The sequence below is a fragment of the Trichlorobacter ammonificans genome (assembly GCF_933509905.1).
In the GTDB taxonomy this organism is placed as follows: domain Bacteria; phylum Desulfobacterota; class Desulfuromonadia; order Geobacterales; family Pseudopelobacteraceae; genus Trichlorobacter; species Trichlorobacter ammonificans.
Window position 1 is genome coordinate 2,473,022 of the sequence record NZ_OW150024.1, and the last position, 22,110, is coordinate 2,495,131.

At 57.8% G+C, this 22,110-nt stretch carries 22 protein-coding genes and 1 pseudogene; 16 read left to right on the forward strand and 7 right to left on the reverse strand.

The genetic code is table 11. The features are described from left to right. Positions 1–3: 3 nt before the first annotated feature. Together recN and aroF are read left to right on the forward strand one after the other, a co-directional pair. Positions 4–1,668 carry a DNA repair protein RecN gene (recN, locus tag RAK07_RS11330; RefSeq protein WP_305732944.1) on the forward strand — a complete coding sequence of 555 codons (1,665 nt, stop codon included), beginning with the start codon at positions 4–6 and terminating at the stop codon, positions 1,666–1,668. 284 nt (positions 1,669–1,952) lie between these two features. Next, entirely contained in the window at positions 1,953–2,972 is a 1,020-nt protein-coding gene (gene aroF / locus RAK07_RS11335; protein WP_305732945.1) for a 3-deoxy-7-phosphoheptulonate synthase, read from the forward strand. 77 nt (positions 2,973–3,049) lie between these two features. Here aroF and argC read toward each other — a convergent pair whose 3' ends face one another. The 4 genes from argC to rplM form a co-directional block, all read right to left on the reverse strand. Further along, positions 3,050–4,090 (reverse strand): N-acetyl-gamma-glutamyl-phosphate reductase, encoded by a 1,041-nt coding sequence (gene argC / locus RAK07_RS11340; protein ID WP_305732946.1) that lies wholly within the window; start codon positions 4,088–4,090, stop codon positions 3,050–3,052. Beyond that, positions 4,087–5,184: an AI-2E family transporter gene (locus RAK07_RS11345; protein ID WP_305732947.1), complete on the reverse strand. Its 1,098-nt coding sequence runs from the start codon at positions 5,182–5,184 to the stop codon at positions 4,087–4,089. The genes argC and RAK07_RS11345 overlap by 4 nt, the downstream gene beginning before the upstream one ends. A gap of 212 nt (positions 5,185–5,396) precedes the next feature. Continuing rightward, positions 5,397–5,789, reverse strand: a complete 393-nt coding sequence (rpsI, locus tag RAK07_RS11350; protein ID WP_305732948.1) for a 30S ribosomal protein S9 — start codon at positions 5,787–5,789, stop codon at positions 5,397–5,399. 44 nt (positions 5,790–5,833) lie between these two features. Beyond that, positions 5,834–6,262: a 50S ribosomal protein L13 gene (gene rplM / locus RAK07_RS11355; RefSeq protein WP_305732949.1), complete on the reverse strand. Its 429-nt coding sequence runs from the start codon at positions 6,260–6,262 to the stop codon at positions 5,834–5,836. Positions 6,263–6,475: 213 nt separating this feature from the next. On the opposite strand from rplM, the gene gatC reads away from it, so the two are divergent. From gatC to RAK07_RS11385, 6 genes are read left to right on the forward strand one after another with little or no spacing between them, the layout of a single operon-like run. Next, entirely contained in the window at positions 6,476–6,763 is a 288-nt protein-coding gene (gene gatC, locus RAK07_RS11360) for an Asp-tRNA(Asn)/Glu-tRNA(Gln) amidotransferase subunit GatC (RefSeq protein ID WP_305732950.1), read from the forward strand. A 17-nt stretch (positions 6,764–6,780) separates the two neighbouring features. After that, positions 6,781–8,238: an Asp-tRNA(Asn)/Glu-tRNA(Gln) amidotransferase subunit GatA gene (gatA, locus tag RAK07_RS11365; RefSeq protein WP_305732951.1), complete on the forward strand. Its 1,458-nt coding sequence runs from the start codon at positions 6,781–6,783 to the stop codon at positions 8,236–8,238. Next, entirely contained in the window at positions 8,235–9,659 is a 1,425-nt protein-coding gene (gene gatB, locus RAK07_RS11370) for an Asp-tRNA(Asn)/Glu-tRNA(Gln) amidotransferase subunit GatB (protein ID WP_305732952.1), read from the forward strand. The genes gatA and gatB overlap by 4 nt, the downstream gene beginning before the upstream one ends. After that, positions 9,659–10,372, forward strand: a complete 714-nt coding sequence (locus tag RAK07_RS11375; RefSeq protein WP_305732953.1) for a LolA family protein — start codon at positions 9,659–9,661, stop codon at positions 10,370–10,372. The genes gatB and RAK07_RS11375 overlap by 1 nt, the downstream gene beginning before the upstream one ends. Before the next feature lie 14 nt (positions 10,373–10,386). Further along, positions 10,387–10,872, forward strand: a complete 486-nt coding sequence (locus RAK07_RS11380; RefSeq protein WP_305732954.1) for a YajQ family cyclic di-GMP-binding protein — start codon at positions 10,387–10,389, stop codon at positions 10,870–10,872. A gap of 22 nt (positions 10,873–10,894) precedes the next feature. Continuing rightward, a complete protein-coding gene (locus RAK07_RS11385; protein ID WP_305732955.1) occupies positions 10,895–11,974 on the forward strand; it encodes an aminoglycoside phosphotransferase family protein in 1,080 nt (359 codons plus the stop codon). 124 nt (positions 11,975–12,098) lie between these two features. On the opposite strand, the gene RAK07_RS11390 is transcribed toward RAK07_RS11385, so the two are convergent. Next, positions 12,099–13,298 carry an ATP-binding protein gene (locus RAK07_RS11390; RefSeq protein ID WP_305732956.1) on the reverse strand — a complete coding sequence of 400 codons (1,200 nt, stop codon included), beginning with the start codon at positions 13,296–13,298 and terminating at the stop codon, positions 12,099–12,101. 113 nt (positions 13,299–13,411) lie between these two features. Here RAK07_RS11390 and RAK07_RS14070 point away from each other — a divergent pair. From RAK07_RS14070 to RAK07_RS11400, 3 genes and pseudogenes are all read left to right on the forward strand, one after another. Continuing rightward, positions 13,412–13,606: pseudogene (locus tag RAK07_RS14070) on the forward strand (phosphotransferase); the annotation flags it as partial. A gap of 42 nt (positions 13,607–13,648) precedes the next feature. Continuing rightward, positions 13,649–13,810 carry a hypothetical protein gene (locus tag RAK07_RS11395; protein ID WP_305732957.1) on the forward strand — a complete coding sequence of 54 codons (162 nt, stop codon included), beginning with the start codon at positions 13,649–13,651 and terminating at the stop codon, positions 13,808–13,810. 142 nt (positions 13,811–13,952) lie between these two features. Continuing rightward, complete coding sequence (locus tag RAK07_RS11400) at positions 13,953–14,600, forward strand: hypothetical protein (protein WP_305732958.1); 648 nt, start codon at positions 13,953–13,955, stop codon at positions 14,598–14,600. Positions 14,601–14,671: 71 nt separating this feature from the next. Here RAK07_RS11400 and RAK07_RS11405 read toward each other — a convergent pair whose 3' ends face one another. Beyond that, positions 14,672–15,529, reverse strand: coding sequence for a tetratricopeptide repeat protein (locus tag RAK07_RS11405; protein WP_305732959.1), 858 nt, complete (start codon positions 15,527–15,529; stop codon positions 14,672–14,674). Positions 15,530–16,003: 474 nt separating this feature from the next. Here RAK07_RS11405 and RAK07_RS11410 point away from each other — a divergent pair, with 474 nt between their 5' ends. The 5 genes from RAK07_RS11410 (at position 16,004) to RAK07_RS11430 (ending at position 21,005) form a co-directional block, all read left to right on the forward strand. Next, positions 16,004–16,972, forward strand: coding sequence for a helix-turn-helix transcriptional regulator (locus RAK07_RS11410; protein ID WP_305732960.1), 969 nt, complete (start codon positions 16,004–16,006; stop codon positions 16,970–16,972). 60 nt (positions 16,973–17,032) lie between these two features. After that, the gene (locus RAK07_RS11415; protein WP_305732961.1) at positions 17,033–17,632 is read left to right on the forward strand and encodes a hypothetical protein; all 600 of its coding nucleotides are present in this window, start codon (positions 17,033–17,035) and stop codon (positions 17,630–17,632) included. Then, positions 17,607–18,635, forward strand: coding sequence for a hypothetical protein (locus RAK07_RS11420; RefSeq protein WP_305732962.1), 1,029 nt, complete (start codon positions 17,607–17,609; stop codon positions 18,633–18,635). Before RAK07_RS11415 ends, RAK07_RS11420 begins: the two co-directional genes overlap by 26 nt. A 58-nt stretch (positions 18,636–18,693) precedes the next feature. Next, positions 18,694–18,957 carry a mobile mystery protein B gene (locus RAK07_RS11425; RefSeq protein WP_305732963.1) on the forward strand — a complete coding sequence of 88 codons (264 nt, stop codon included), beginning with the start codon at positions 18,694–18,696 and terminating at the stop codon, positions 18,955–18,957. Between the two features lie 86 nt (positions 18,958–19,043). After that, entirely contained in the window at positions 19,044–21,005 is a 1,962-nt protein-coding gene (locus RAK07_RS11430; RefSeq protein WP_305732964.1) for a restriction endonuclease, read from the forward strand. 50 nt (positions 21,006–21,055) lie between these two features. Here the strand turns inward: RAK07_RS11430 and RAK07_RS11435 are convergent, their stop codons facing one another. Continuing rightward, entirely contained in the window at positions 21,056–22,105 is a 1,050-nt protein-coding gene (locus RAK07_RS11435; protein ID WP_305733512.1) for an IS481 family transposase, read from the reverse strand. Positions 22,106–22,110 lie beyond the last annotated feature (5 nt).

A 22,110-nucleotide genomic window follows, 5' to 3' on the forward strand; every position in this document is an offset into this window, starting at 1 on the left:
ACCATGCTCACCGACCTTTCCATTCGCAATATCGCCATCATCGAACAGTTGCACCTCTCCCTGGGGCCGGGCCTTACCATGCTCACCGGTGAAACCGGGGCCGGCAAGTCGATCATCATCGACTCGCTGTCGCTTTTGTCCGGTGGACGGGCGGTAGCCGAGCTGATCCGCAGTGGTGAGGAAGAGGCCACGGTGGAGGCGGTGTTCGATATCTCCGGACAGCCTGAACTGGCAGCCTCCCTGGCGGATGCCGGCATCGAGAGCGACGGTGAACTGCTGGTAAAACGGATCGTCAACCGCTCCGGCCGCAACCGGATCTACCTGAACGGCTCCCTCGCCACCCTGGCCCAGCTTGCCGAAATCGGCCGCCGTCTGGTCACCATCCACGGCCAGCACGAATCCCAGGCACTGCTGAAACCGGAATCCCACCTGCTGCTCCTGGACAGCTTTGCCGGCTGCCACCACAACCGCCGCGAACTGGCCGCAGCGTTCGAGGCCTGGCAAGCGTTGGAGCAGCAGGCAGCCGATTTCGAGGCCCAGGAACGGGAAGCGGCCCGCCGCCTCGACCTGGTCTCGTTCCAGTGCGAGGAGATCGAGCAGGCGGCTTTAAAGCCGGGGGAGGACGGCGACCTGGCGGAAGAACAACGCTTGCTGGCCCATGCCGGCAGGCTTGCCGCCATTACCGGCGGCGCCTTCGAGAGCCTCTACGGCGGCGATCAGGCCGTTCTGGGGGAACTGCGCCGCCTGACCTCCGCACTGCACGAAGCGGCAACCATCGATCCGGCGCTGACCGGCACCACCGGGTTGCTCGAAGAGTCGTTCCACCAGCTCGAAGAAGCCGCATTGCGGCTCAGGGATTACGCCGGGCGGATCGAGGCCGACCCGGAGCGGCTCCGTCACCTGGAAGACCGCCTTGACCAGCTCGGCCGCTTGAAGAAAAAGTACGGGGCCACCATCGAGGAAATTCTCTGCCGGGGGGCTGCTCTCGCTCGGGAACGGGACGAACTGCTGGGACGCTGCCGGTCGCGGGAAGAACTGGAGCAGGCCGTAGCAGCGGCACGCAGCCGGGTCGATCACCTGGGGAGCGAACTGTCCGCGGTCCGGCGCCGGGGAGCGGAGCACCTGCGCGAACGGTTGGTTGCCGAAGTCCGTCAGCTGGCCATGCCCCACGCCGAGGTGACGGTGGCCTTTGAACCGCTGTCCCCCCCCCGTGCCAGCGGGTTCGAACGGGTTGAGTTCCTCTTCTCCCCCAACCCCGGCGAGCCGCCCCGCCCCTTGGGGAAAGTGGCCTCGGGGGGCGAGCTGTCCCGCCTGATGCTGGCCTTCAAACAGGTGCTGCCGGAAGGGGAAGCCCCCACCCTGATCTTCGACGAGGTGGATACCGGCATCGGTGGCGCCGTGGCCGGGGTGGTGGGAAAAAAACTCAAGAGCCTGGCCGTTGGCCAGCAGGTGTTCTGCATCACCCACCTGCCCCAGGTGGCTGCCTGCGCCGACCATCATCTGCGGGTGGAAAAGGCGGTGCTCAAGGGGCGTACGACCACCTCGCTGACACTGCTCGACCATGACGGACGGATCGGCGAACTGGCCCGGATGATGGCCGGCGAAAAAATTACCGACACTGCCCGGGGGCATGCCGCCGACCTGCTGGCCCGCGCAGCGTCTCAATAATCCTTCTTGACAGAGGTCACGGTGCTGTGTTTAGTATCAGCGCTATGAATTTCTCCAGCTACCGCTACATCTCCTTTTTCGGGTTTTTCTGGTACGGTTTTTATTTTAGGCCGTCTGCCCGGGCAGGGGTGTATGCGGTGTAGGGGAACCACCACCGATTACACAGCCAAAAGCCGGGGCAGACGATGAGTCGCCCCGGCTTTTTCGTGCTCGCATCCGCTGCAACGACACCTGGCCGGGGAACTCCTCCCGGCCTTCGCGTTTTTGGGGAACAGGAGCGGACCGTGATCATCGTAATGAAGGCAGGTGCGGCAAAGAAGGAGAAGGACGAAGTGTTGAAACGGATCAAGGAGTTGGGCTACACCCCCCACGTCATTCACGGCACCACCCGCGACGTGATCGGCGCCGTGGGGGACGAGCGGGGCAAACTGGTGCTGCAGTCCCTGGAAAGCATGCACGGTGTGGAAAGCGTGGTGCCGATCCTGCAGCCGTACAAACTGGCCTCCACGGAAGTGAAGAAGGAGCCGAGCCACGTGAGGATCGCCGACGGCGTGGTGATCGGCGGCGACCAGGTGGTGGTCATGGCCGGTCCCTGCTCCGTGGAGAGCGAAGCACAGATCATGGAAAGCGCCCGGGCCGTCAAGGCCGCCGGAGCCCATATCCTGCGGGGCGGGGCCTTCAAGCCCCGCACCTCCCCTTACTCGTTCCAAGGGTTGGAGGAGGACGGCCTCAAGCTACTGGCAAAGGCCAGGGCCGAAACCGGGCTGCCGGTGGTGACGGAGGTGATCAACCCGGAGACCGTGGATCTGGTGGCCTCCTATGCCGACATCCTCCAGATCGGCGCCCGCAACTCCCAGAACTTCGCCCTGCTGAAAAAGGTGGGACAGTGCGGCAAGCCGGTGCTGCTCAAGCGGGGGATGGCCATGACCATCCAGGAATTTCTGATGAGCGCCGAGTACATCATGAGCGAGGGGAACCAGGGAGTAATCCTCTGCGAGCGGGGAATCCGCACCTTTGAGACCGCCACCCGCAACACCCTGGACCTTTCCGCCATCCCGGTGCTGAAGCGCAAGACCCACCTGCCGGTGGTGATTGATCCCTCCCACGGCACCGGTGACCACCACTACGTGGCGGCCATGAGCTTTGCTGCCGTGGCCGCCGGCGCCGACGGCCTGATCGTTGAGGTTCACCCCGACCCGGAGCACGCCTCCAGCGACGGCCCCCAGTCCCTGAAACCGAAAAAGTTCGCCGCCATGATGGAGAAGCTGAAGCTGTTTGCCAACGCTGCCGACAGGACGCTCTAGGCCGGAAACAGTACCGGCGGCCCCGCGCTTGTAGCGAGGCCGCCGGTGGCTCCGTGGTACGACTGCTCTCATCCCCCTCAGGGATACAGGGCAAGTCCCTCCAGCCCCAGGGTTTCCGGATAGCCGCACAGCAGGTTCATGTTCTGCACCGCCTGTCCCGAGGCCCCCTTCACCAGGTTGTCGATGGCCGAGATGACGATGATCCGGTTGCTGCGACTGTCCACGGTCACCCCGATATCGCAGAAGTTGGAGCCCCGTACAAAGGCGGTGGAGGGGAACCGCCCCGCCGGCAGCGGCCGGACGAACGGCTCATCCCGGTAGGTTTCGGCGTAGAGCGTTGCCAGCTCCTCCGTGGTCACCTTCTGAAGCGGCGTGGCGTAGATGGTGGAAAGAATTCCCCGGTCCATCGGCACCAGGTGCGGTGTGAACGTAATGACCACCTCCCGGCCGGCCAAAAGCGACAGCTCCTGCTCGATCTCCGGGGTATGGCGGTGTACCCCGCCCACGCCGTAGGCCTTGTACCCCTCGTTCACCTCGCAGTAGAGGGAGTCAACCTTGGCCGACCGTCCGGCGCCGCTGACCCCGGAGGCGGAGTCGGCAATGATGCTGGCCGGGTCGATCAGGCCGGCCGCGAGCAGCGGCTTCAGCCCCAGGATGATGCTGGTGGGGTAGCAACCGGGGTTGGCCACCAGCCGGGCGGAACGGATCGCTTCCCGCCGCAGTTCCGGCAAACCGTAGACCGCCTCCGGCAGCAGCTCGGGATTCTTGTGGGGTTCGTACCACTGGCCGTAGACCGCGGCGTCATGCAGCCGGTAGTCGGCCGACAGGTCCACCACCGGTTTGCCGGCAGCCAGGAACGCCGGCACCACCACCATGGCCGACTGGTGGGGCAGCGCCGTAAAGACCAGATCGGCCTTTGCCGCCACCGTGGCCGGGTCCAGCGGTTCAAGGAGCAGATCGCACCGTTCCCGCAGGCTCGGGAACAGGTCGGAAACCGGCTTGCCCGCACTCTGCTCCGAGGTGACACAGGTAATGGTCACCTCCGGGTGGCGATCGAGCAGCCTGATCAGTTCAAGGCCGGTATAGCCACTGGCACCGGCAACGGCAATCCGTTTCATGTCGCGTCCTCTCCACCTGCGGTCAGGTCATTGGTATTCGATTCATCCGGCGGTTCCAGCACGAACAGCTCGTACAGCACCGCCAGCAGCAGCGGGCCGAAGATCGCTCCCAGCACACCGAAAGCAGCCAGTCCCCCCAGCGCCCCCAGCATCAGCGGCAGGATCGGCAGGCTCACCTTGCTGCTCATGAAGAGCGGCCGGACAACGTTGTCGGCCATCCCCACCACGAGCAGCCCCCAAAGGCTCAGCAGCACCGCCGCAACGGCACTCCCCTGCACAAAGAGGTAGATGGCGGCCGGCAGCCAGATGATGGCGGTTCCCACCAGCGGCACGAACCCGCCGATACCGGTCAGGAGTCCCAGCAGCAGGGGGGAGGGAACTCCGGCCACCCAATAGGCCAAGCCGGCCAGCACCCCCTGCAGCAGACTGGTCAGCAGGGTGCCGAAGATGAAGCCGGCCAGAACGTTCTGCACCACCTGGGGTATCTGCCTGCCGAACCGGTGTCCCTCCAGGGTGGAGACCCGCACCAGCCAGCTCCGCACCTGCTCGCCGTCACGATAGACAAAAAACAGGATGAACAGCATGAAGACCATGTTGAACAGAAAGGCAAAGGAGTTGGCCAGCGCCGAACTCAGCCCCCCCAGCACCTTGCCCACGATCTCCTTGGAGTTGGCCATCAGGTTATCCATCAGGCCGGCTTCGCTCAGACCGGTCAATGCCTGCAAGCGCTCCAGCAGATGCTGGACCCAGGGCTGGCTTCCCAGCCGTTGCACCAGTTCCCGGGCGGTACCACTGTTGACGGCCTGCTCCAGAAACCGGTACAGGGCTGCCACCTCCTGGACCAGCAGCACCAGCAGTCCCACCGTGGGCAACACGAACACCAGCATCACCAGCACCGTCATGGCTGCCGCGGCAGTCCCTTCCCGCTCCCGGCAGAGACGGCGCAGCCGCCGGTACAAGGGAAAGGTGATGATGCCGATAATCAACGCCCACGCCAGAGGGGACAGAAAGGGAAGCAGCATGGCCCCCAGCAGGTAGAGGAGCGCCAGAATCGCGGTGAAGAGGGAGAGGATTTTCAGCAGGCCATAGTCCATTGCGCCCTCCGGCAGGGGGGACAAAAAACGGTATGAGGAAGGCCGGTACAAGTCGTACGGAACACGATCCGTCGGGACACACCGCGGGGAACAGGTGCCGTACACCGATGGAGACGGCCTCCGGAACAGTTTTTAAAGAAAAACGGGGGATAACCCTTGCGGATTGTCCCCCGTAACCGGTGTCTTCCGGTGCGCGGCACCGAAAATCGGATTTAGCGCTTGGAGAACTGGAACCTGGCGCGGGCAGCGGCAAGGCCGTACTTTTTACGCTCTTTGACGCGTGAATCGCGGGTAATGAAACCGGCCTTCTTCAGGTTGGGACGCAGTTCCGGATCAGCCTCGAGCAGCGCCTTGGTGATACCATGGCGAATGGCGCCGGCCTGACCGGAGTCACCGCCGCCGCTGACGTTGACGTACACATCAAACTTGCCGAGGTTTTCGGTCAGCTCCAGAGATTGACGAACAACCATCTTGGAGGTTTCGCGGCCGAAGTACTCGTCGAGCGTCTTATTGTTGACCACGATCCGACCGGCACCGGGCTTGAGCCACACCCGGGCAACCGAACTTTTTCTCTTGCCTGTGCCGTAGAAACTGACAGCTGCCATCTCTTTATCTCCTCAATTGATCAGGGTTGATCGACGTAACGTTCTTACAGGGCCAACTGCTTCGGTTGCTGGGCCTCGTGGGGATGGGCGCCACCGGTGTAAATCTTCAGCTTCTTCAGCATGTGGCGGGCCAGCTTGTTCTTGGGCAGCATACCCTTCACCGCCTTGCGGATCAGCTCTTCCGGCTTCTTGGCCAGGAGTTCGGCTGCGGTGGCAGACTTGATGCCGCCGGGGAACCCGGAGTGGCTGTAGTATACCTTGTCGGCGGTCTTGTTACCGGTCAGGGCGATCTTCTCGGCATTGAGAACAATGACGAAATCGCCGGTGTCCACGCTGGGGGTATAGACCGGCTTGTGCTTGCCGCGCAGCACGTTGGCCACCTGGGTGGCCAGACGGCCCAGTACCAGATTCTCGGCATCAACCACGAACCACTGACGTGTAACCTGCTCTTTTTTTGCAACTTCCGTTTTCATTTCAAACCTCACAGCAGCTTGACCCGACAGGTGTGCTCGACACACCGGAGCCGTAATTAAGTTTCACGAAGAGGTGAACAATACGGAAACATCCAGATACTGTCAAGATTTTTTTCCAGCCCGTTACCGAACCCGGTTGCCAGCGCCACGGTTTCGTGATACAGAAAACAACATTTTTAACCATTCCGTACTCTCCAGGCAAGGAAATCCATCATGAGCATCAGCCGCAGTGATATCGACCATGTAGCCGTCCTGGCCCGGCTGGCCTTACGCGACGAGGAGAAGGAGCTGTTCACCGCCCAGATGGAGGCGATCCTCTCCTACGTGGAAACCCTCAACGAACTGGATACCACGAACGTCTCCCCCACCTCCCATGCCGTGCCGCTGCAGAACGCCTTCCGGCCCGACACGGTCCAGCCGTCCCTCGGTATCGACGCCGCCCTGGCCAATGCGCCGGACAGAAGCGACAGCTATTTCCGCGTTCCCCCGGTCATTGAATAATTAAGGATCAGCACATTATGGAACTTTTCGACCTCACCCTGCATCAGTTGCACGACATGCTGAAGAGCCGTGCCATCTCCTCCCGGGAGCTGACCCGCACCATGCTGGAGCGGATCGAAACCGTGGAGCCGCTGGTAGGCGCCTTTATCACCTGTACCGCCGACCAGGCCCTGGCGGACGCGGACCTGGCCGATCAGCGGATCGCCGCCGGCGACTGTGCTCCCCTGACCGGTATCCCGGTGGCCTTGAAGGATATCTTCATGACCGCCGGCATCCGCACCACCTGTGCCTCCCGGATTCTGGAAAACTTCATCGCCCCCTACGACGCCACGGCCTGGAGCCGGATGAAAGAACAGGGGGCGGTGCTGCTGGGCAAGCTGAACCAGGACGAGTTCGCCATGGGCTCCTCCTGCGAGACCAGCGCCTTCGGCCCGACCCGCAACCCCTGGAACAGCGCCTGCATCCCCGGCGGTTCCTCCGGCGGCTCCGCGGCAGCCATTGCCGCCCGACAGGCGGTGGCCACCCTGGGCACCGACACCGGCGGTTCCATCCGCCAGCCGGCCTCCCACTGCGGCTGCGTGGGGCTCAAGCCCACCTACGGCCGGGTTTCGCGGTACGGCGTCATCGCCTACGCCTCCTCCCTTGACCAGGTGGGCCCCATGACCCGCGATGTCCGCGATTGTGCCCTGCTGCTGCAGGTGATTGCCGGTCACGACCCCAAGGACTCCACCAGCGTCGACACGCCGGTGCCCGACTACGGCGCGGCCCTGACCGGCGAGGTCGCGGGGATGAAGATCGGCCTGCCCAGGGAGTACTTCATCGAGGGGCTGGACCCGGCGGTGCAGCAGGCCATGGACCAGGCCATTGCCCGCTTCCGCGAGCTGGGGGCTGAACTGGTGCCGGTATCGCTCCCCCACACCTCCTACGCCGTGGCCTGCTACTACCTGATCGCCACCGCCGAGGCCAGCTCCAACCTGGCCCGCTACGACGGCATCCGCTTCGGCCACCGGGCGCAGAACGCCGCCGGCCTGATCGACCTGATGATGCAGTCACGGGCCCACGGGTTCGGCTCCGAGGTGAAACGCCGGATCATGCTGGGCACCTACGCTCTCTCCTCCGGCTACTACGATGCTTACTACCTGAAGGCCCAGAAGGTGCGGTCCCTGATCCAGCAGGACTTCACCGAGGCATTCAAACAGGTGGACCTGCTGCTGACCCCCACCGCCCCCACCCCGGCCTTCCGGCTGGGGGAGAAGGTCAGCGACCCGCTGCAGATGTACCTTTCCGACATCTTCACCATCCCGGTCAACCTGGCCGGCATCTGCGGCATTTCCGTTCCCGCGGGCATGAGCAGCGACGGCCTGCCGGTGGGCCTGCAGCTGGTGGGGCGCCCCTTTGGCGAAGAAACGATCCTCCGGGCGGCCCACGCCTTTGAACAGACCACCGAATGGCACCAGAAAAAGGCAGCGCTATGAACTACCAACCGGTCATCGGACTCGAAGTCCACGTTCAGCTTAACACCAACACCAAGATCTTCTGCTCCTGCTCCACCCGCTTCGGGGCAGAGCCCAATCTGCACACCTGCCCGGTCTGCCTGGCCCTGCCCGGCGCCCTGCCGGTGCTGAACCGCCAGGTGGCCGACTACGCCATCATGGCGGGGCTCTCCACCAACTGCCGCATCGCCCGCCACAGCGTCTTTGCCCGCAAGAACTACTTCTATCCCGACCTGCCCAAGGGATACCAGATCAGCCAGTTCGAGCAGCCGATCTGCGAAAAAGGGTGGCTGGATATCGAAGGGGAATGGGGCGTGAAGCGGATCGGCATCACCCGCATCCATATGGAGGAGGATGCCGGCAAGCTGGTGCACGGCATGGGGGGCGGCTCGGGCGTTGACCTGAACCGGGCCGGCACGCCGCTTCTGGAGGTGGTTTCCGAGCCGGACCTGCGCAGTGCCGACGAAGCGGTGGCTTACCTGAAGCAGCTCTACCAGATCGTCACCTACCTGGGAATCTGCGACGGCAACATGGAGGAAGGCTCCTTCCGCTGCGACGCCAACGTGTCGGTCATGCCGGTGGGCTCAAGCACCTTCGGCACCCGGGCCGAGATCAAGAACGTCAACTCCTTCAAATTCGTCAAGCAGGCCATCGAGTACGAGATCGGCCGCCAGATCGACCTGATCGAAGACGGCGGAAAAGTCGTGCAGGAGACCCGCCTGTTTGACCCGAACAAGGGGACCACCCGTTCCATGCGGGGCAAGGAAGAGGCCCACGACTACCGTTACTTCCCGGATCCCGACCTGGTGCCGCTGGTGATCAGTGCCGACTGGGTGGAGCGGATCGAGAAGGATCTGCCGGAACTGCCGGACAAGAAGCGGCAGCGGTTCATCACCTTCTACACCCTGCCGGAATACGACGCCGACGTGCTCACCGCCTCCCGTCCCCTGGCCGCCTATTTCGAGGAAACCGCCGCCTTTGCCCATAACCCCAAGGCTGCCGCCAACTGGGTGATGGGAGAGGTGACCCGTGCGCTGAACGACTCCGGCCTTGACATCGACCACTGCCCGGTAACCCCCAAGGCCCTGGGGGAGCTGATCCGGCTGATCGACGGCGGCACCATCTCCGGCACCATTGCCAAGAAGGTGTTCGAGCAGCTCTGGACACAGGGCGGCGACCCGGCCGAGATCGTCAAAGCGCAGGGACTGGCCCAGGTATCGGACACCGGCGCCATCGAGGCGGTCATCGACCGGATTCTGGCCGCGGCGCCGGACCAGGTGGCCGAGTATCGCGGCGGCAAGGAAAAGGTCTTCGGCTTCTTTGTCGGCCAGGTGATGAAGGAGATGAAAGGCAAGGCCAACCCGGCGGTGGTCAACGAGCTGCTGAAAGGAAAACTGGCCTGATGGCGGCGCTGCGGATCGTCCTGCTGCTCTGCCTCGGCTTGGCCCTGCAGGTGCTGCCGGCAGCGGCCCGGGAAGCCACCCTGGCCGAGGTGATCGCCACCCTGGAGCAGGGGTATGCCGGGCTCAAGGACCTGCAGGCCTCCTTCAGCCAGACCACCACCCTCCCCGGCCTGCCCCGGCCCCAGAAAGGAAACGGCGAGCTGCTGCTGCGCCGGCCGGATCAGGGGGCGGCCCAGTTCCGCTTCGACTATGCCAAGCCGAAACAGCAGATCGTCTCCAACGGCAAGCAACTCTGGTTCCACCAGCCGGAGAACCGGCAGGTGATCGTCACCTCCGCCGAAAAACTGCTCAAGGGGGGCGGCAGCCTGGCCATGGCCTACCTCACCGGCTTGGGCGACGTGTCCCGCGATTTCACCGCCGCCCTTGCCAAGCCGGCCCGCGACAAACAGAACAACTACCTGATCGACCTGACGCCCCGCACCCCCACCCCGGCCCTGGCCCGTCTGCGGCTGGCCATCAGCAAAGAAGCGGTGGAACAACGGCTGGCCTCCGGCACGGCCGGCAACCACTTCCCCATCGTCTCCTCCGTGGTGGTTGACGGAAACGGCGCCGAGACCAGGATCGACTACAGCCGGGTGCGCACCAACAGCGGCATCAGCGCCGCCAGGTTCACCTTTGCTATCCCGGCAGGGACCGAGATTATCAAACAGTAGGAGGATAGACCGCCATGCCGTCATTCGACATCGTTTCCAAGGTTGAGATGCAGGAAGTGGACAACGCCGTGAACCAGGCCGTGAAGGAGATCGCCCAGCGGTACGACTTCAAGGGGTCCAAGAGCGAGATCACCCAGGAGCGGGAGACCATCAAGATCCTGGCCGATGACGACTACAAACTGAAGGCGGTGGTTGACGTGCTGCAGTCCAAGTTCATCAAGCGGGGCCTGTCGCTCAAGGCGATTCAGTACGGTAAGGTGGAGCCGGCCTCCGGCGGCATGGTACGCCAGCTCATTACCATCCAGCAGGGGATCTCCAAGGAAAAGGGGAAGGAGATCATCGCCGTCATCAAGGAGAGCAAGATCAAGGTGCAGGGCCAGATCCAGGACGACCAGGTGCGGGTCACCGGCAAGAACCGCGACGACCTGCAGCAGACCATTCAACTGCTGAAAGGAAAGGACCTGGGGGTGGAGATGCAGTTCGTTAACTTCAGGGAGTAAGCTTCTTCCTGAACCCGCCATAATGCCATCAGACAACGACACTATTCTGGTTAAAGACCACCGGCTGCTCACAAAAGACTGGGCACAAGCAGTGCTGCGCCTGCATGATGCCGGTGCCGTGGTGCGTGCCGTGGAGACCGTTGCGGTACATATCGGCACAACCACACGGGTACGGCTTGCCATCGACCACGACAGCCGCCATGTGGCACGGAAATGGTTCGTCAAACTGCCGTCCAGGAACTGGCGGGCACGGCTTATTACCGCCCTGCCGCGTTTGTTGCAGACCGAAGCGCGCTTTTATCAGCAGCTGGCAGCACAGGTGCCGCTGACCATACCGCTCTGCCTGGCGGCCCGCAGCAGGTGGGGCAATGGCACGATACTCGTCCTTGCCGATGTGACCGAACAGGGCAGCAGAGCCGGAACAGCCGGGGATACCCTGGATATACCGCAGGTGTCTGCGGCAGTGGGGCAACTGGCACGGTTCCACGCCCGCTTCTGGCAGGACGCAACCGTGACAACCAGTTATCCGTGGCTTGCCGATTCGGTGCGGCAGTTGGAAGACCTGCTGGGCAGCGCACTGGCGGTGCCGTTGATGCGGCGCGGCCTGAGCAAGGCAGGCGGCCTGATTCCCGAAGAGCTGCATGGGCCTGCGTTACGCTATGCACACAACCGCAGAAAGGCCATGGCCTTTCTCAATGATGCGCCGCAGACGGTAACGCATCATGATTGCCATCCGGGCAACCTGTTCTGGCAAAAAGACGGCAGTGCCGGATTTCTGGATTGGCAACTGGTGCGGCTTGGCGAGGGGATCGGCGATATAGCCTATCTGTTGACCACGACATTGGCCCCTGAACTCCGCCGGCAGCACGAAGCCGCCCTGTTGGCGCAGTATGCCGAAACAGTACGTGCGCAAGGGGTACGTGGACTGAGCGATGATCTGATGACACGCTATCGCGCCCATTGCTGCTACACCTTTGAAGCGATGGTGGTAACGCTGGCAATCGGCGGCATGATGGAGCTGGACAGCAACCTGGAACTGATACGGCGAACAGCAATCGCGGTTAAGGATCTGGACTGTTTTGCGGCATTGCCGTTAGCGTGAAGAACGCTTCTCTCAAAGAGGGCTTTCAGGCTACCTCGACGCCATGTTTATCCGTACAAAAAGGCTTTGCCAACATGTAATCCCTTCAGGAAATACGGAAAATGCACCTGATTTTCCAATAACTTTACAGCCTCAGTTGAAGCATCCGCAGATACTCCTCAACACCAATGGCGGTTACTCCACGACTGATAGGTTGCTCGCCGTCAGCCAGGCAGAGCAGCAGACCATCCTCCGGTGTTGTTTCTGCAAACAGAGAGGCATAACGGGTCAGACCTGACGCCAGTGCAGCGGTCGGCGTTCGGCTTAATTTGATTTCGACCGGAAGAACCCGCATATTCTCCCCCTCGATAATCATATCCACTTCCAGACCGTTATTCGTCCGCAGATACGAAAGTCGTGGCTGTTCTCCCCGGTTGGCATACATCTTTACCGTTTCCTGCAGGCAATAATTTTCAAACAACGCCCCCGCCATCGGTCCTTCCAGCAGTTGCTCCCGATCCCGCACACCGGCCAAATGACATGCCAATCCGGTGTCAAGGAAATAGACCTTTGGCATCTTGGTAATTCGTTTACCCAGATTATTGAAATGAGGCGGCAAAACGTAGATGATCCGTCCGGCTTCCAGAACCGACAGCCAGCGCTTGATGGTGGTGACGCTAACGCCGAGATCTGTGGCAAACGAACTCATATTGAGAATCTGACTGCAACGTATAGCAAGAAGCTGCATGAACCGGTGGAACTCCCTCAAACTGCCGATATCATACAGAGAACGAATGTCCCTCTCCAGATATGTCTGGATGTAGGATGAATACCAGAGCCGCCGATCTAATTCGGTCGTCGTGGCAATTTGAGGATATGCGCCAGGCAGGATGGATGAGGCAAACAGCTCCAATCCACCGGTGAGTGCTACAGTCTGCTGCATCTCTTCAGCGGCAAAGGGTAGCAGGTCAAGCAGAGCAATCCGACCGGCAAGGGAGTCGCCCAGGTTTCGAATCATGCCGAACTGCTGGGAACCGGTAAATACAAAGCGGCCATTGCGGCTGCGATCTTCATCCACTCGCATTTTGACGTACGAGAGGATTCCGGGAGCGAGCTGAATTTCATCGATAATGCAGCGGTCGCCCAGTGAATCAAGAAAATATACCGGATCGGAGTGCGCAAGCTCCAGCACCGCCGGATCGTCAAGCGTGACATAGTGATATTCGGGCAACGCATGGCGCAGCAGGGTTGATTTGCCGGACTGCCTCGGACCGGTGACGGCAAGACAGGGAAAAGTGGCAAGAATGCCGGGAAGAAGCTTTTCTATGGTGCGTTGAATGTACATGAACGCATGATAAAAGTGGGGTTACGGGATGTCAATACAATTTTAACACCATGAAGCAAATGTGTATTTATAGAGCATGGTGCAACTGCCAAATTGGGTAGTGTCCCGAATTTCTGCAGACGGTAACGCATCATGATTGCCATCCGGGCAACCTGTTCTGGCAAAAAGACGGCAGTGCCGGATTTCTGGATTGGCAACTGGTGCGGCTTGGTGAGGGGATCGGCGATATAGCTTATCTGTTGACCACGACATTGGCCCCTGGACTCCGCCGGCAGCACGAAGCCGCCCTGTTGGCGCAGTATGCCGAAACAGTACGTGCGCAAGGGGTACGTGGACTGAGCGATGATCTGATGACGCGCTATCGCGCCCATTGCTGCTACACCTTTGAAGCGATGGTGGTAACGCTGGCAATCGGCGGCATGATGGAGCTGGACAGCAACCTGGAACTGATACGGCGAACGTCAATCGCGGTTAAGGATCTGGACTGTTTTGCGGCATTGCCGTTAGCGTGAAGAACGCTTCTCTCAAAGAGGGCTTTCAGGCTACCTCGACGCCATGTTCACCCGTACAAAAGGGCTTTGCAAACATGTAATCCCTTCAGGAAATACGGGAAATGTCCCTAGTTTTCATGCCGCTGCCCCCATCCCCCCGCCGTTGATCGACTATGCCCAACCGTTCCGGCTCCGCGACACCCCGGTGATTACCGACATCGACGAAATACAGCCCTGGTACCGGCGCGGCTGGGTAGCACTGCTGGGGCTCACGATATGCGCCGCCGTTGCCGTCACCGTGTATCAGCAGTGGAGGGCCGGCCGCACCGCGCCTCCCCGGAAACCGGCCACTCCGGCGGTAGTGGCACCGCCGAAACCGGTGGCAAAACCGCAGCAGGCACCGCTCAGTTCGACGCCTCAGCCCCAGAAGCCGTTTGCCGTGCACGGCACCGGACGCCCCAAGGATCTGCCGTCATTCGTCCCCCATGACGGGCTCGACAAAGGGTATGGGAAGGAACACGCGGGATGGGAACGGTACCTGGGACAGGCTCACGAATACCGGATCTTCCGGGAAAAGGGCGGCGCCATCCGCTCCATCCAGGTACTGGACAAAAGCGGCGCCGGCATTCAGGAGCCGTTCTACGTCACCGTGCTCAAGGAGGTTGCGGGCGCGGCAGCCATGCGCCCCGTCTCGTCGGAGATCAAGGAAGGCTACGAAATCCGCAAGGGAGAGGCCGGCGGATTGCAGGTGGTGCAGTACCGGGATGCCCAGGGGGGGCGGTTGCGGGGGATCGTCATCATCTGGCCCTGACAACGACCGTGGAGGGCATCCCGCGGCACTGAAATCCCCCGGAAGGCTCGGACCTTCCGGGGGTTAATTGTTTAGAATTGGAAATTGCAGGCTCTGCTGTATCCCTTCTGACAGGCTGCGGTGATATCCTGCTGTGCTTTCTCCATATCCTTGTTCAGGACATGCAGCTGTCCCCTGCTGAATAGCGATACCGCCTGACCGGCATCAAGCTCAAGGGCCTTGGAAAAATCGGCCAGGGCCCTGTCCGCCTGCCCACGTCCCGCAAGGAACTCCCCCCGCATCTGCAAATCCTGGGCAGTGGCGGGTTGCATCCCGACAACCCGCTGCATATCGGCGTCCGCCCTCCCCCTGTCGCCAAGCGCATCGTATGCCTTGCTTCTGTTGATATAGCCCTCCAGGAACTCCGGATACATCGCCAGCGCCCTGCTGGTGTCATCCACTACCCGTTCATAATCCTGCGCCTGAAGGGCCTCCCGGCCGTTATACACCTCACGGGCCATGGCCATCCTTCCCTCCGGTGTATCCTTGAACAACTTGGCATGCACGGAACCGTCGTAGAACTTCCACATGGCACCGGTGGCCGGGTCTATGACCAGAATACCCAGCAGCCCCCCGAAGACCACGTTGCCGAAGTACCAGCCGTTTAGCCCGGCCCTCAGCTGCTTTTCCATCGGAATGTAGCCGTCTTTGGACAGCTTGACCGTGTACCTGGCCGGCTGAAAAAAGCCCGCCGAGGCATCCATATTCAGCGTATGGGGGGTTGTTGCCTTCAGGATGCTGATCTTGTCATGCTGATTCACGATCTCCACCGTGGCCTGGTCCGGCTCGGTGGTGATGGTGACGTTACGGGCGCTGCTGGAGACAATGGAGGCGCAGCCGTTAAGATACAGAACCGACAGCGCCAGACAACAGAACAGGATTCGCTTCATGATAAGTCCTCCGAACCGATGGAATGCGGCCAGGGTATCCGCCCTGCCGATGCTGATGCTCGGGCAGCATCGCACAGCACCCTCCCCATACAGGTTCCCATGCCTGCAATTATTTTCAGCCGTACCGGGAAATAACTACACCCGTTCATCTACCTGAACACCTGCAATCTGCCTCAAACAATGCTGATAAATATCAGAACCAGGGACACTCTTTGGGCAGGGTCAGGTGGTAGCATGGCACCCAATTCCGCATAGGGGGAAACCATGCCCGACCTTATTGAAGACATCTTCGCCTTCCTGTGCGTCACTGAGCCGGACAGGCCGCGTTGTCCGACCTGCGGCACAGAGCTGGAGGAGTCCGATGACGGTGAGCCGTACTGTCCGAACTGCGACCACTGAAAACGCCTCTGTCATTTGACCAGGTGCAGATAGTCAGGTATACAGACAATCCAAACTGACCGGCCGGAGCGCAGCATGGGTGATCAGCTTTTTCTCGAACGGTTCATCTGGTTTGACCAGAAAGTCCGCAGCAGCCGCTGGCCCAATGCCGGCAGCCTTGCCGCGCGTTTCGAAACCTCCGTCAAGACAGCGCAACGCTCCATAAGCTACTTCCGCGACCGCCTGCATGCTCCTCTTGAATACGACCAATCACGCAAAGGCTACTACTATACCGATCCGGCCTTTCAACTGCCGGTAGCCCGGTTGAGCCAGGCTGAACTGCTGGCCCTGCTGATTTCCAGAAAGCTGATTACCGAGGCCTCAGCAGGCACCTTGGGGGATGAGTTGGGTAATATCTCTTCCCGGCTGGGCATGCTGCTGGCCGCCAGGCTGCCGGGGCGGGCCAACCCGGAAGAGGCCTTCAGCTTCCGCTGGAAAGGGATCAACCCCACCGACCCGGTTGTCTTCCAGAATGTCACCACCGCCCTGCTTCAGGGCACACTGCTTTCCTTCTGCTACTACTCCCCCACCTCGTCAGCCTGCACCATGCGCACGGTTGAACCGCACCACATGGTCAACTACCTGGGCACCTGGCACCTGATCGCCTTCTGCCGTCTGCGTAACGACTGGCGGGATTTCGTGCTGGGCAGAATAACCCTCTGCACGGTCGGCCACGACAGTTTTGACCTGCGGCCCCATGACCAGTGGCAGCCGTTTCTGGCCAACACTTTCGGTATCTTCCAGAACCGCAAGAGCTTCAACGTCAAGCTCAAGTTCTCGCCGGAGCGCAGCCGGTGGGTCAGGAGCGAACTCTGGCATGAGGGGCAGACGGAAGAACTGCTGGAAGACGGCAGCCTGATCCTGACCATCCCGGCCTCCCATGAGGTTGAGATCATGATGGAGATACTGAAGCATGGCAGCCATGTGGAGGTGCTGGAGCCGGAGTGGCTGCGAGGAAAGGTGGCGGATGAGATAGCTGCCGCCAACTGCAGATACAAGCACTAACTTCTTTACTTTCAGACGTAACGCTATTTATAGTACGCATTATGCGCAACAGATATGACAATGGCTCATAGCTATGAAAAGTTCAATCAGGCTCTCCGCCTGTTAAACGCTCGCCTGGAGTTGACCGGTGCGCCCAGCTTCAATCTGGTGATCTGTGGCGGAACTGCGTTGGCCGCTACCGGTTTGGTTCCCAGGACGACCACGGATGTTGATATCGTGGCGCTTCTGGATGATGAGGGCGAACTGCTTGACCCGGCGCCGCTGCCACAGGCGCTTGTCCGGGAAGCGAACGAAGTGGCGCTTGACCTGGGCCTGCCGAAGGATTGGCTGAATAACGGACCGAGCAGCGGCGATGGCGGTCTCTTCCGGATGGGGCTGCCGGAGGGGTTTGTCGAACGTCTGACCTGCGAGACTATCGGGAAAAAACTGACGGTTGGCTTTATCAGCCGTTATGACCAGATCCATTTCAAGCTGTATGCAGCGGTAGACCAACCCGGCAGCTATCATGCAGCAGACCTGCTGGAACTGAGGCCGACGGACCAGGAACTGCTGGCCGCTGCCGGCTGGACCCGGTCCCACGATCCGTCGGATGGCTATCTGCAAGGGCTTCAGTGGTTTCTGAAGGAGTTTGGCTATGAACATCTCATTGCCGGAGTTTAAAATAACTGTTCTCGATCAGTTGCTGGCTTTTCTCTGGCGGCAATGGTCAGCCCTTGGCGTTGCTGGACAGGACGCGCCGGAAGAGCGCTGCGTGATCGACCCCGAACCGCTGCTGCTCCTGTCACTGACGGTCTGCCGTTATGATGCCCGGCTGTTCGACGAAATACTGGACTGGCTGAGCGTCAACAGCGGGTTCATGAACGCGCAACGGCTGAAAAACCTGCTGCAACAGTTTGATTTTAACTGCACAGCCGAGTTGAGCGCCGTAGCAGAACTCCTGGGCAAGAAATCCGGCACAGCGCTCAAATGGAAAACCCTCTCTTCACATCCCCCCCTGGCAACCCCGGAACCTCTCTTCTGTTTCAAGGATGGCAAACCACTGCCGTTGTCATCCGAAAAGGCGCCGGAGTTCAGTTCGCACGGACTACTGCGCGGACCGCTCAAGCTGCGCGGCTACTCCACCCCCTTCCCCGCACAAGGGACAGCAACCTTACTGCTCCGCCTGCGGGCGCTTCTGGGGGTCAATTCCCGCTGCGAACTGCTCTGCCTGCTCGGCGCCAGCAATGAAATCCACCCTGCCGACATCGCACGTCAAACCGGTTATTTTGCCCGCACCACCCAGAACGCTCTGGCGGAAATGCTCCGCTCAGGCGTGGTGGAGATGCGCACCAGCAACCGGGAAAAGATGTACTGGCTGAAACCGGGCCTGCTTGACAACCTGCTCCGGCCCGATGGTACACCGACGCCCTGGGTAAACTGGTCTCCCCTGTTTCGGGCCCTGGAGATTCTCTGGCTTGGCCTGATCGCCCCCAAACGTCAGAAACTTGATCCTCTGCTGCTGGCTTCGGAACTGCGCCGTCTGACCAGTGCCATGCGGCCGCTGCTTGGTGAAGCAGGCTGGGGTATGCACCTGCAGAACGAGAAAGCCTACCGGGGAGAAGAGTACAGTGTCGTGTTTATGCAGGATATTAAGGCGCTGCTGGAGCGACTGAACCACAACTAGAGGCTGCCATTGATGAACTGGTGCGTGAAATGCCCAGAGAGCTGTGGGACAACCAGCCGTGAAATTTGATTATCCGGAAGATGAGATTGCAGCACGTTTTCATCACCGTTTAACGGCAATTCATCCGTTTCCAAACGGCAACGGACGCCATGCCCGGCTGATGACGGATATTCTGCTGGTGCACCTGCTGAGGCAACAACGCTTTAGCTGGGGCAGCGGCAATCTGGTTAGTGCCGGGGATTGCCGTCAGCAGTACATTTCAGCCCTGCGTGCCGCAGACAGGCATGATTATGGCTTATTGCTGGCGTTTGCAAGGTCGTGACCTCAGACCATACCGGCCTCCCATGAGGCGGAGATCATGATGGAGATATTGAAGCACGGCAGTCATGTGGAGGTGCTTGAACCGGAGTGGCTGAGAGAAAAAGTTACACAAGTATTCATACGGCGGCATGCATGCAAGGTACAGGAGGGACAACAGAAGTGACATATATTGCTGAAAATGCACTAAATAAATATAGCTCTATTGGCAATGCTGATTATGATGGCATTATGGCAAGTATTGAAAATTCTATAGAATCGCTTAGCGCACCTAATATTAAAGAAATAGCTTTAAATTTTGCAGGTGCTATAGATATTAGTGATTTCTTGTTACTGAATAAGATATCTATAATTATAATAAATTTTGTTCACAGAGAAACATATAATCACTTAACATACATTGATTATAAAGTATACTTTGACGAAATTGGAGAACAAAAAAGTAACTATCAAGATACAAATAGCCATTATGATGAATTTAATGATATTTTATCAAAAATAAGACAAGATATAGTAACAAAGTATTTTAAATTAAATTATAGAAAGTCATTACGAAAAATAGTTAATACTGAAGATCATAATTCACTAAAAAAGTTAGAATATCAATACAGCTCACTAAAAAATGTATTGTCAAAATATAACTTATACAAAGATAATTTTTACAACAATATCGCACTATTTTCAATAGTCAATAAAGCTGTAAATAAATATTGCGCGGATATGTTTATTAATAGCACAGGCATATCCATTGATAATCTATTAAATAGAGATTTGGAATTTTATATTAATCTATTATTTTCTAATATTATTACAAACAATGAAGATGTCAACATAGCTTTGGTAGCAAAATTTATATTACACTACAGTAACAATAACAATGAAACATATACCGATTTATTCAACACTGTCAGTAGCAAATATTATAATTCTAAACTAAAGTATGATAACGATAACTTTGAACAAAAACTAATCAATAAACAAATTACAACAAAAAATGAAATTACAATAGAAGATGCTGACCTGATGTCGGGCGAAGAGTTTGAGGCATTGGTCGGCAAACTATTTACCCAAATTGGGTACGCTGTCAGCTATACAAAGAAGTCTGGTGACCAAGGAATTGATATAATTGCCCAAAAACAGGGAATAAGAATTGGAGTTCAAGCTAAACGATATTCAGGTACAGTTTCAAACAGCGCAATACAAGAGGTAGTAGCAGGTAAAGCACATTACAATTGCACAAAAGCAATAGTTGTTACCAATAGCATATTTACGCAACCCGCAATAGAACTGGCAAATTCTAATGGAGTTATATTATGGGACAGAAATATACTTAAACAAAAAATTTCTGAATCAAGTATAAAATGTGATTCAGAAATAATATTAAATGAATGCGAGATATCTAGCACGCCAAAAGTAAATAATGATTTATTTATATCAGATAATATTTTTTGTAGAACACAAAATTTACATAATGTCTTTGAAAATGAAACTAGATATTACAAAAAAATATCAACACATGCCCCAATAAACAAATATTACAATGATAACAATCCTGTTAAAGACAAAGCTACCGGAAACACATTATTCAACCTAAGCCAAATAAATGTTGATGAGTCTGACGCAGAGCTCATTTTTACCATAAACCAATTAACTGATTATATAATAAAATACAACAACTTTGACGATTTTACAAATTTCACATATGAAAAACTAAGTGAAAGGGACCTTGAGGATGATTGGAACGAAATAACAATTAAAGCCTACGTAAATGCAGTTAATATATATTTAAACAGAGGAAGCATAAATCAACAAGAAGAACATTCGTTATGTGAATACGTAGAAAATATGACAATGATAGAAGAGTTTGAAGAATATCTTATAGCAACAGAGAAGCTCTATAGAATGATTAACAAAGACAGTAATTTTAATGATAAAAATAGATTTATAAGAATGTGTGACGAATGTGGATACGTATTACCTTTAGGAGATGATTCATTTACCACTTTGCCTGACAAAAGCATAATATGCCTCAAATGCTATAAACACAAATAATTTGTACAGAGATAGTATTCACCTGACAGTGCCCTTGAATGGGTCGTGATTTACGCTGCCAGTTTGTAGTCCTCAGTATCTGAATCGTCGTTCTTTGGCAAGCCGTCTATGAAAACCGTGTATGGCGTCCTGCCAAGCATGTTTCTGCCTTGGTGTGGGCGGTCGTAGTTGTAAGTCTTGAGATAGGTGTCCAGATCGGTCTGCATCTCGTCCAACGACTCGTACCACTTGGTGCGGCCCATTACCCGGAAGTGTTCGTCAAGCAAGGTTCTGTGCAGCCGTTCGACAAAGCCATTGCTCTGCGGACGTCTGACCTTGGTGGTGCGGTGCTCGATCTCTTCAAGCTGTAGGAACAGCTCGTAGGGATGATTGTCCGGCCTGCCGCAGAACTCCCTGCCATTGTCCGAGAGGATGGTGCTGATCCGGGCGTCATGTTCTTCAAAGAACGGCAGTACGTCTTCATTAAGCACATGCACAGCAGTGACCGGTAGCTTATTGGTGTAGAGCTTGCCCCAGGCGTAGCGTGAGTAGCAATCAATGACCGATTGCAGGTAGACTTTGCCGACGCCTTTCAGAGTGCCGACAAAGAAGGTGTCCACTGCTACGAGATCGCCGGTGTGGCTGGTTTCGATGTGACGCTCCCTGAACTCAGGGCTGAACCGTTCCAAGGCCCTGATCTGCTCATCTGACAGTTCGAATGCCTGTTCCCGGACGCTCTTTTCAAGCCGCAGCATCCGTTCCTGCTTGGTCAGTAGGTTGTGCCTGTTCCAGACACCGCGAACGCCTCCAGAGCTGACCTGGGTGCCTTTAAGGGCCAGTTCGTTGGCAACCCGCAGCGGGCCATGACCGGGATGAGCCAGGCAGTGATCCAGAATGGCCTGTTCGACAGCTTCGTCAACCCGGTTGGGATGTGGGCCCCTGGCTCCGGGCATCCGATCAACCAGACCGGCTGAACCGTAGGTCTGATAGTTTCGACGGATTTCATAGAACTGCTGCCGCGAATAACCCATGAGCTTGCAGGCTTTGCTGACATTCGAAAGATCGGCGGCCAACTCTAGCAAACTGAGCTTTCTTCGTGATACTTTCTCGGCGGTGGTCATACTGT

Coding starts and splice junctions, on each gene's coding strand:
- RAK07_RS11380 (WP_305732954.1), top strand. CDS start 10,387: ATGCCGTCATTCGACATCGTTTCCAAGGTTGAGATGCAGGAAGTGGAC.
- RAK07_RS11405 (WP_305732959.1), bottom strand. CDS start 15,529: ATGAAGCGAATCCTGTTCTGTTGTCTGGCGCTGTCGGTTCTGTATCTT.
- gatA (WP_305732951.1), top strand. CDS start 6,781: ATGGAACTTTTCGACCTCACCCTGCATCAGTTGCACGACATGCTGAAG.
- rpsI (WP_305732948.1), bottom strand. CDS start 5,789: ATGGCAGCTGTCAGTTTCTACGGCACAGGCAAGAGAAAAAGTTCGGTT.
- RAK07_RS11420 (WP_305732962.1), top strand. CDS start 17,607: ATGAACATCTCATTGCCGGAGTTTAAAATAACTGTTCTCGATCAGTTG.
- gatB (WP_305732952.1), top strand. CDS start 8,235: ATGAACTACCAACCGGTCATCGGACTCGAAGTCCACGTTCAGCTTAAC.
- recN (WP_305732944.1), top strand. CDS start 4: ATGCTCACCGACCTTTCCATTCGCAATATCGCCATCATCGAACAGTTG.
- RAK07_RS11385 (WP_305732955.1), top strand. CDS start 10,895: ATGCCATCAGACAACGACACTATTCTGGTTAAAGACCACCGGCTGCTC.
- argC (WP_305732946.1), bottom strand. CDS start 4,090: ATGAAACGGATTGCCGTTGCCGGTGCCAGTGGCTATACCGGCCTTGAA.
- RAK07_RS11410 (WP_305732960.1), top strand. CDS start 16,004: ATGGGTGATCAGCTTTTTCTCGAACGGTTCATCTGGTTTGACCAGAAA.
- RAK07_RS11395 (WP_305732957.1), top strand. CDS start 13,649: ATGACGCGCTATCGCGCCCATTGCTGCTACACCTTTGAAGCGATGGTG.
- RAK07_RS11390 (WP_305732956.1), bottom strand. CDS start 13,298: ATGTACATTCAACGCACCATAGAAAAGCTTCTTCCCGGCATTCTTGCC.
- RAK07_RS11345 (WP_305732947.1), bottom strand. CDS start 5,184: ATGGACTATGGCCTGCTGAAAATCCTCTCCCTCTTCACCGCGATTCTG.
- RAK07_RS11435 (WP_305733512.1), bottom strand. CDS start 22,105: ATGACCACCGCCGAGAAAGTATCACGAAGAAAGCTCAGTTTGCTAGAG.
- rplM (WP_305732949.1), bottom strand. CDS start 6,262: ATGAAAACGGAAGTTGCAAAAAAAGAGCAGGTTACACGTCAGTGGTTC.
- gatC (WP_305732950.1), top strand. CDS start 6,476: ATGAGCATCAGCCGCAGTGATATCGACCATGTAGCCGTCCTGGCCCGG.
- RAK07_RS11415 (WP_305732961.1), top strand. CDS start 17,033: ATGGCTCATAGCTATGAAAAGTTCAATCAGGCTCTCCGCCTGTTAAAC.
- RAK07_RS11375 (WP_305732953.1), top strand. CDS start 9,659: ATGGCGGCGCTGCGGATCGTCCTGCTGCTCTGCCTCGGCTTGGCCCTG.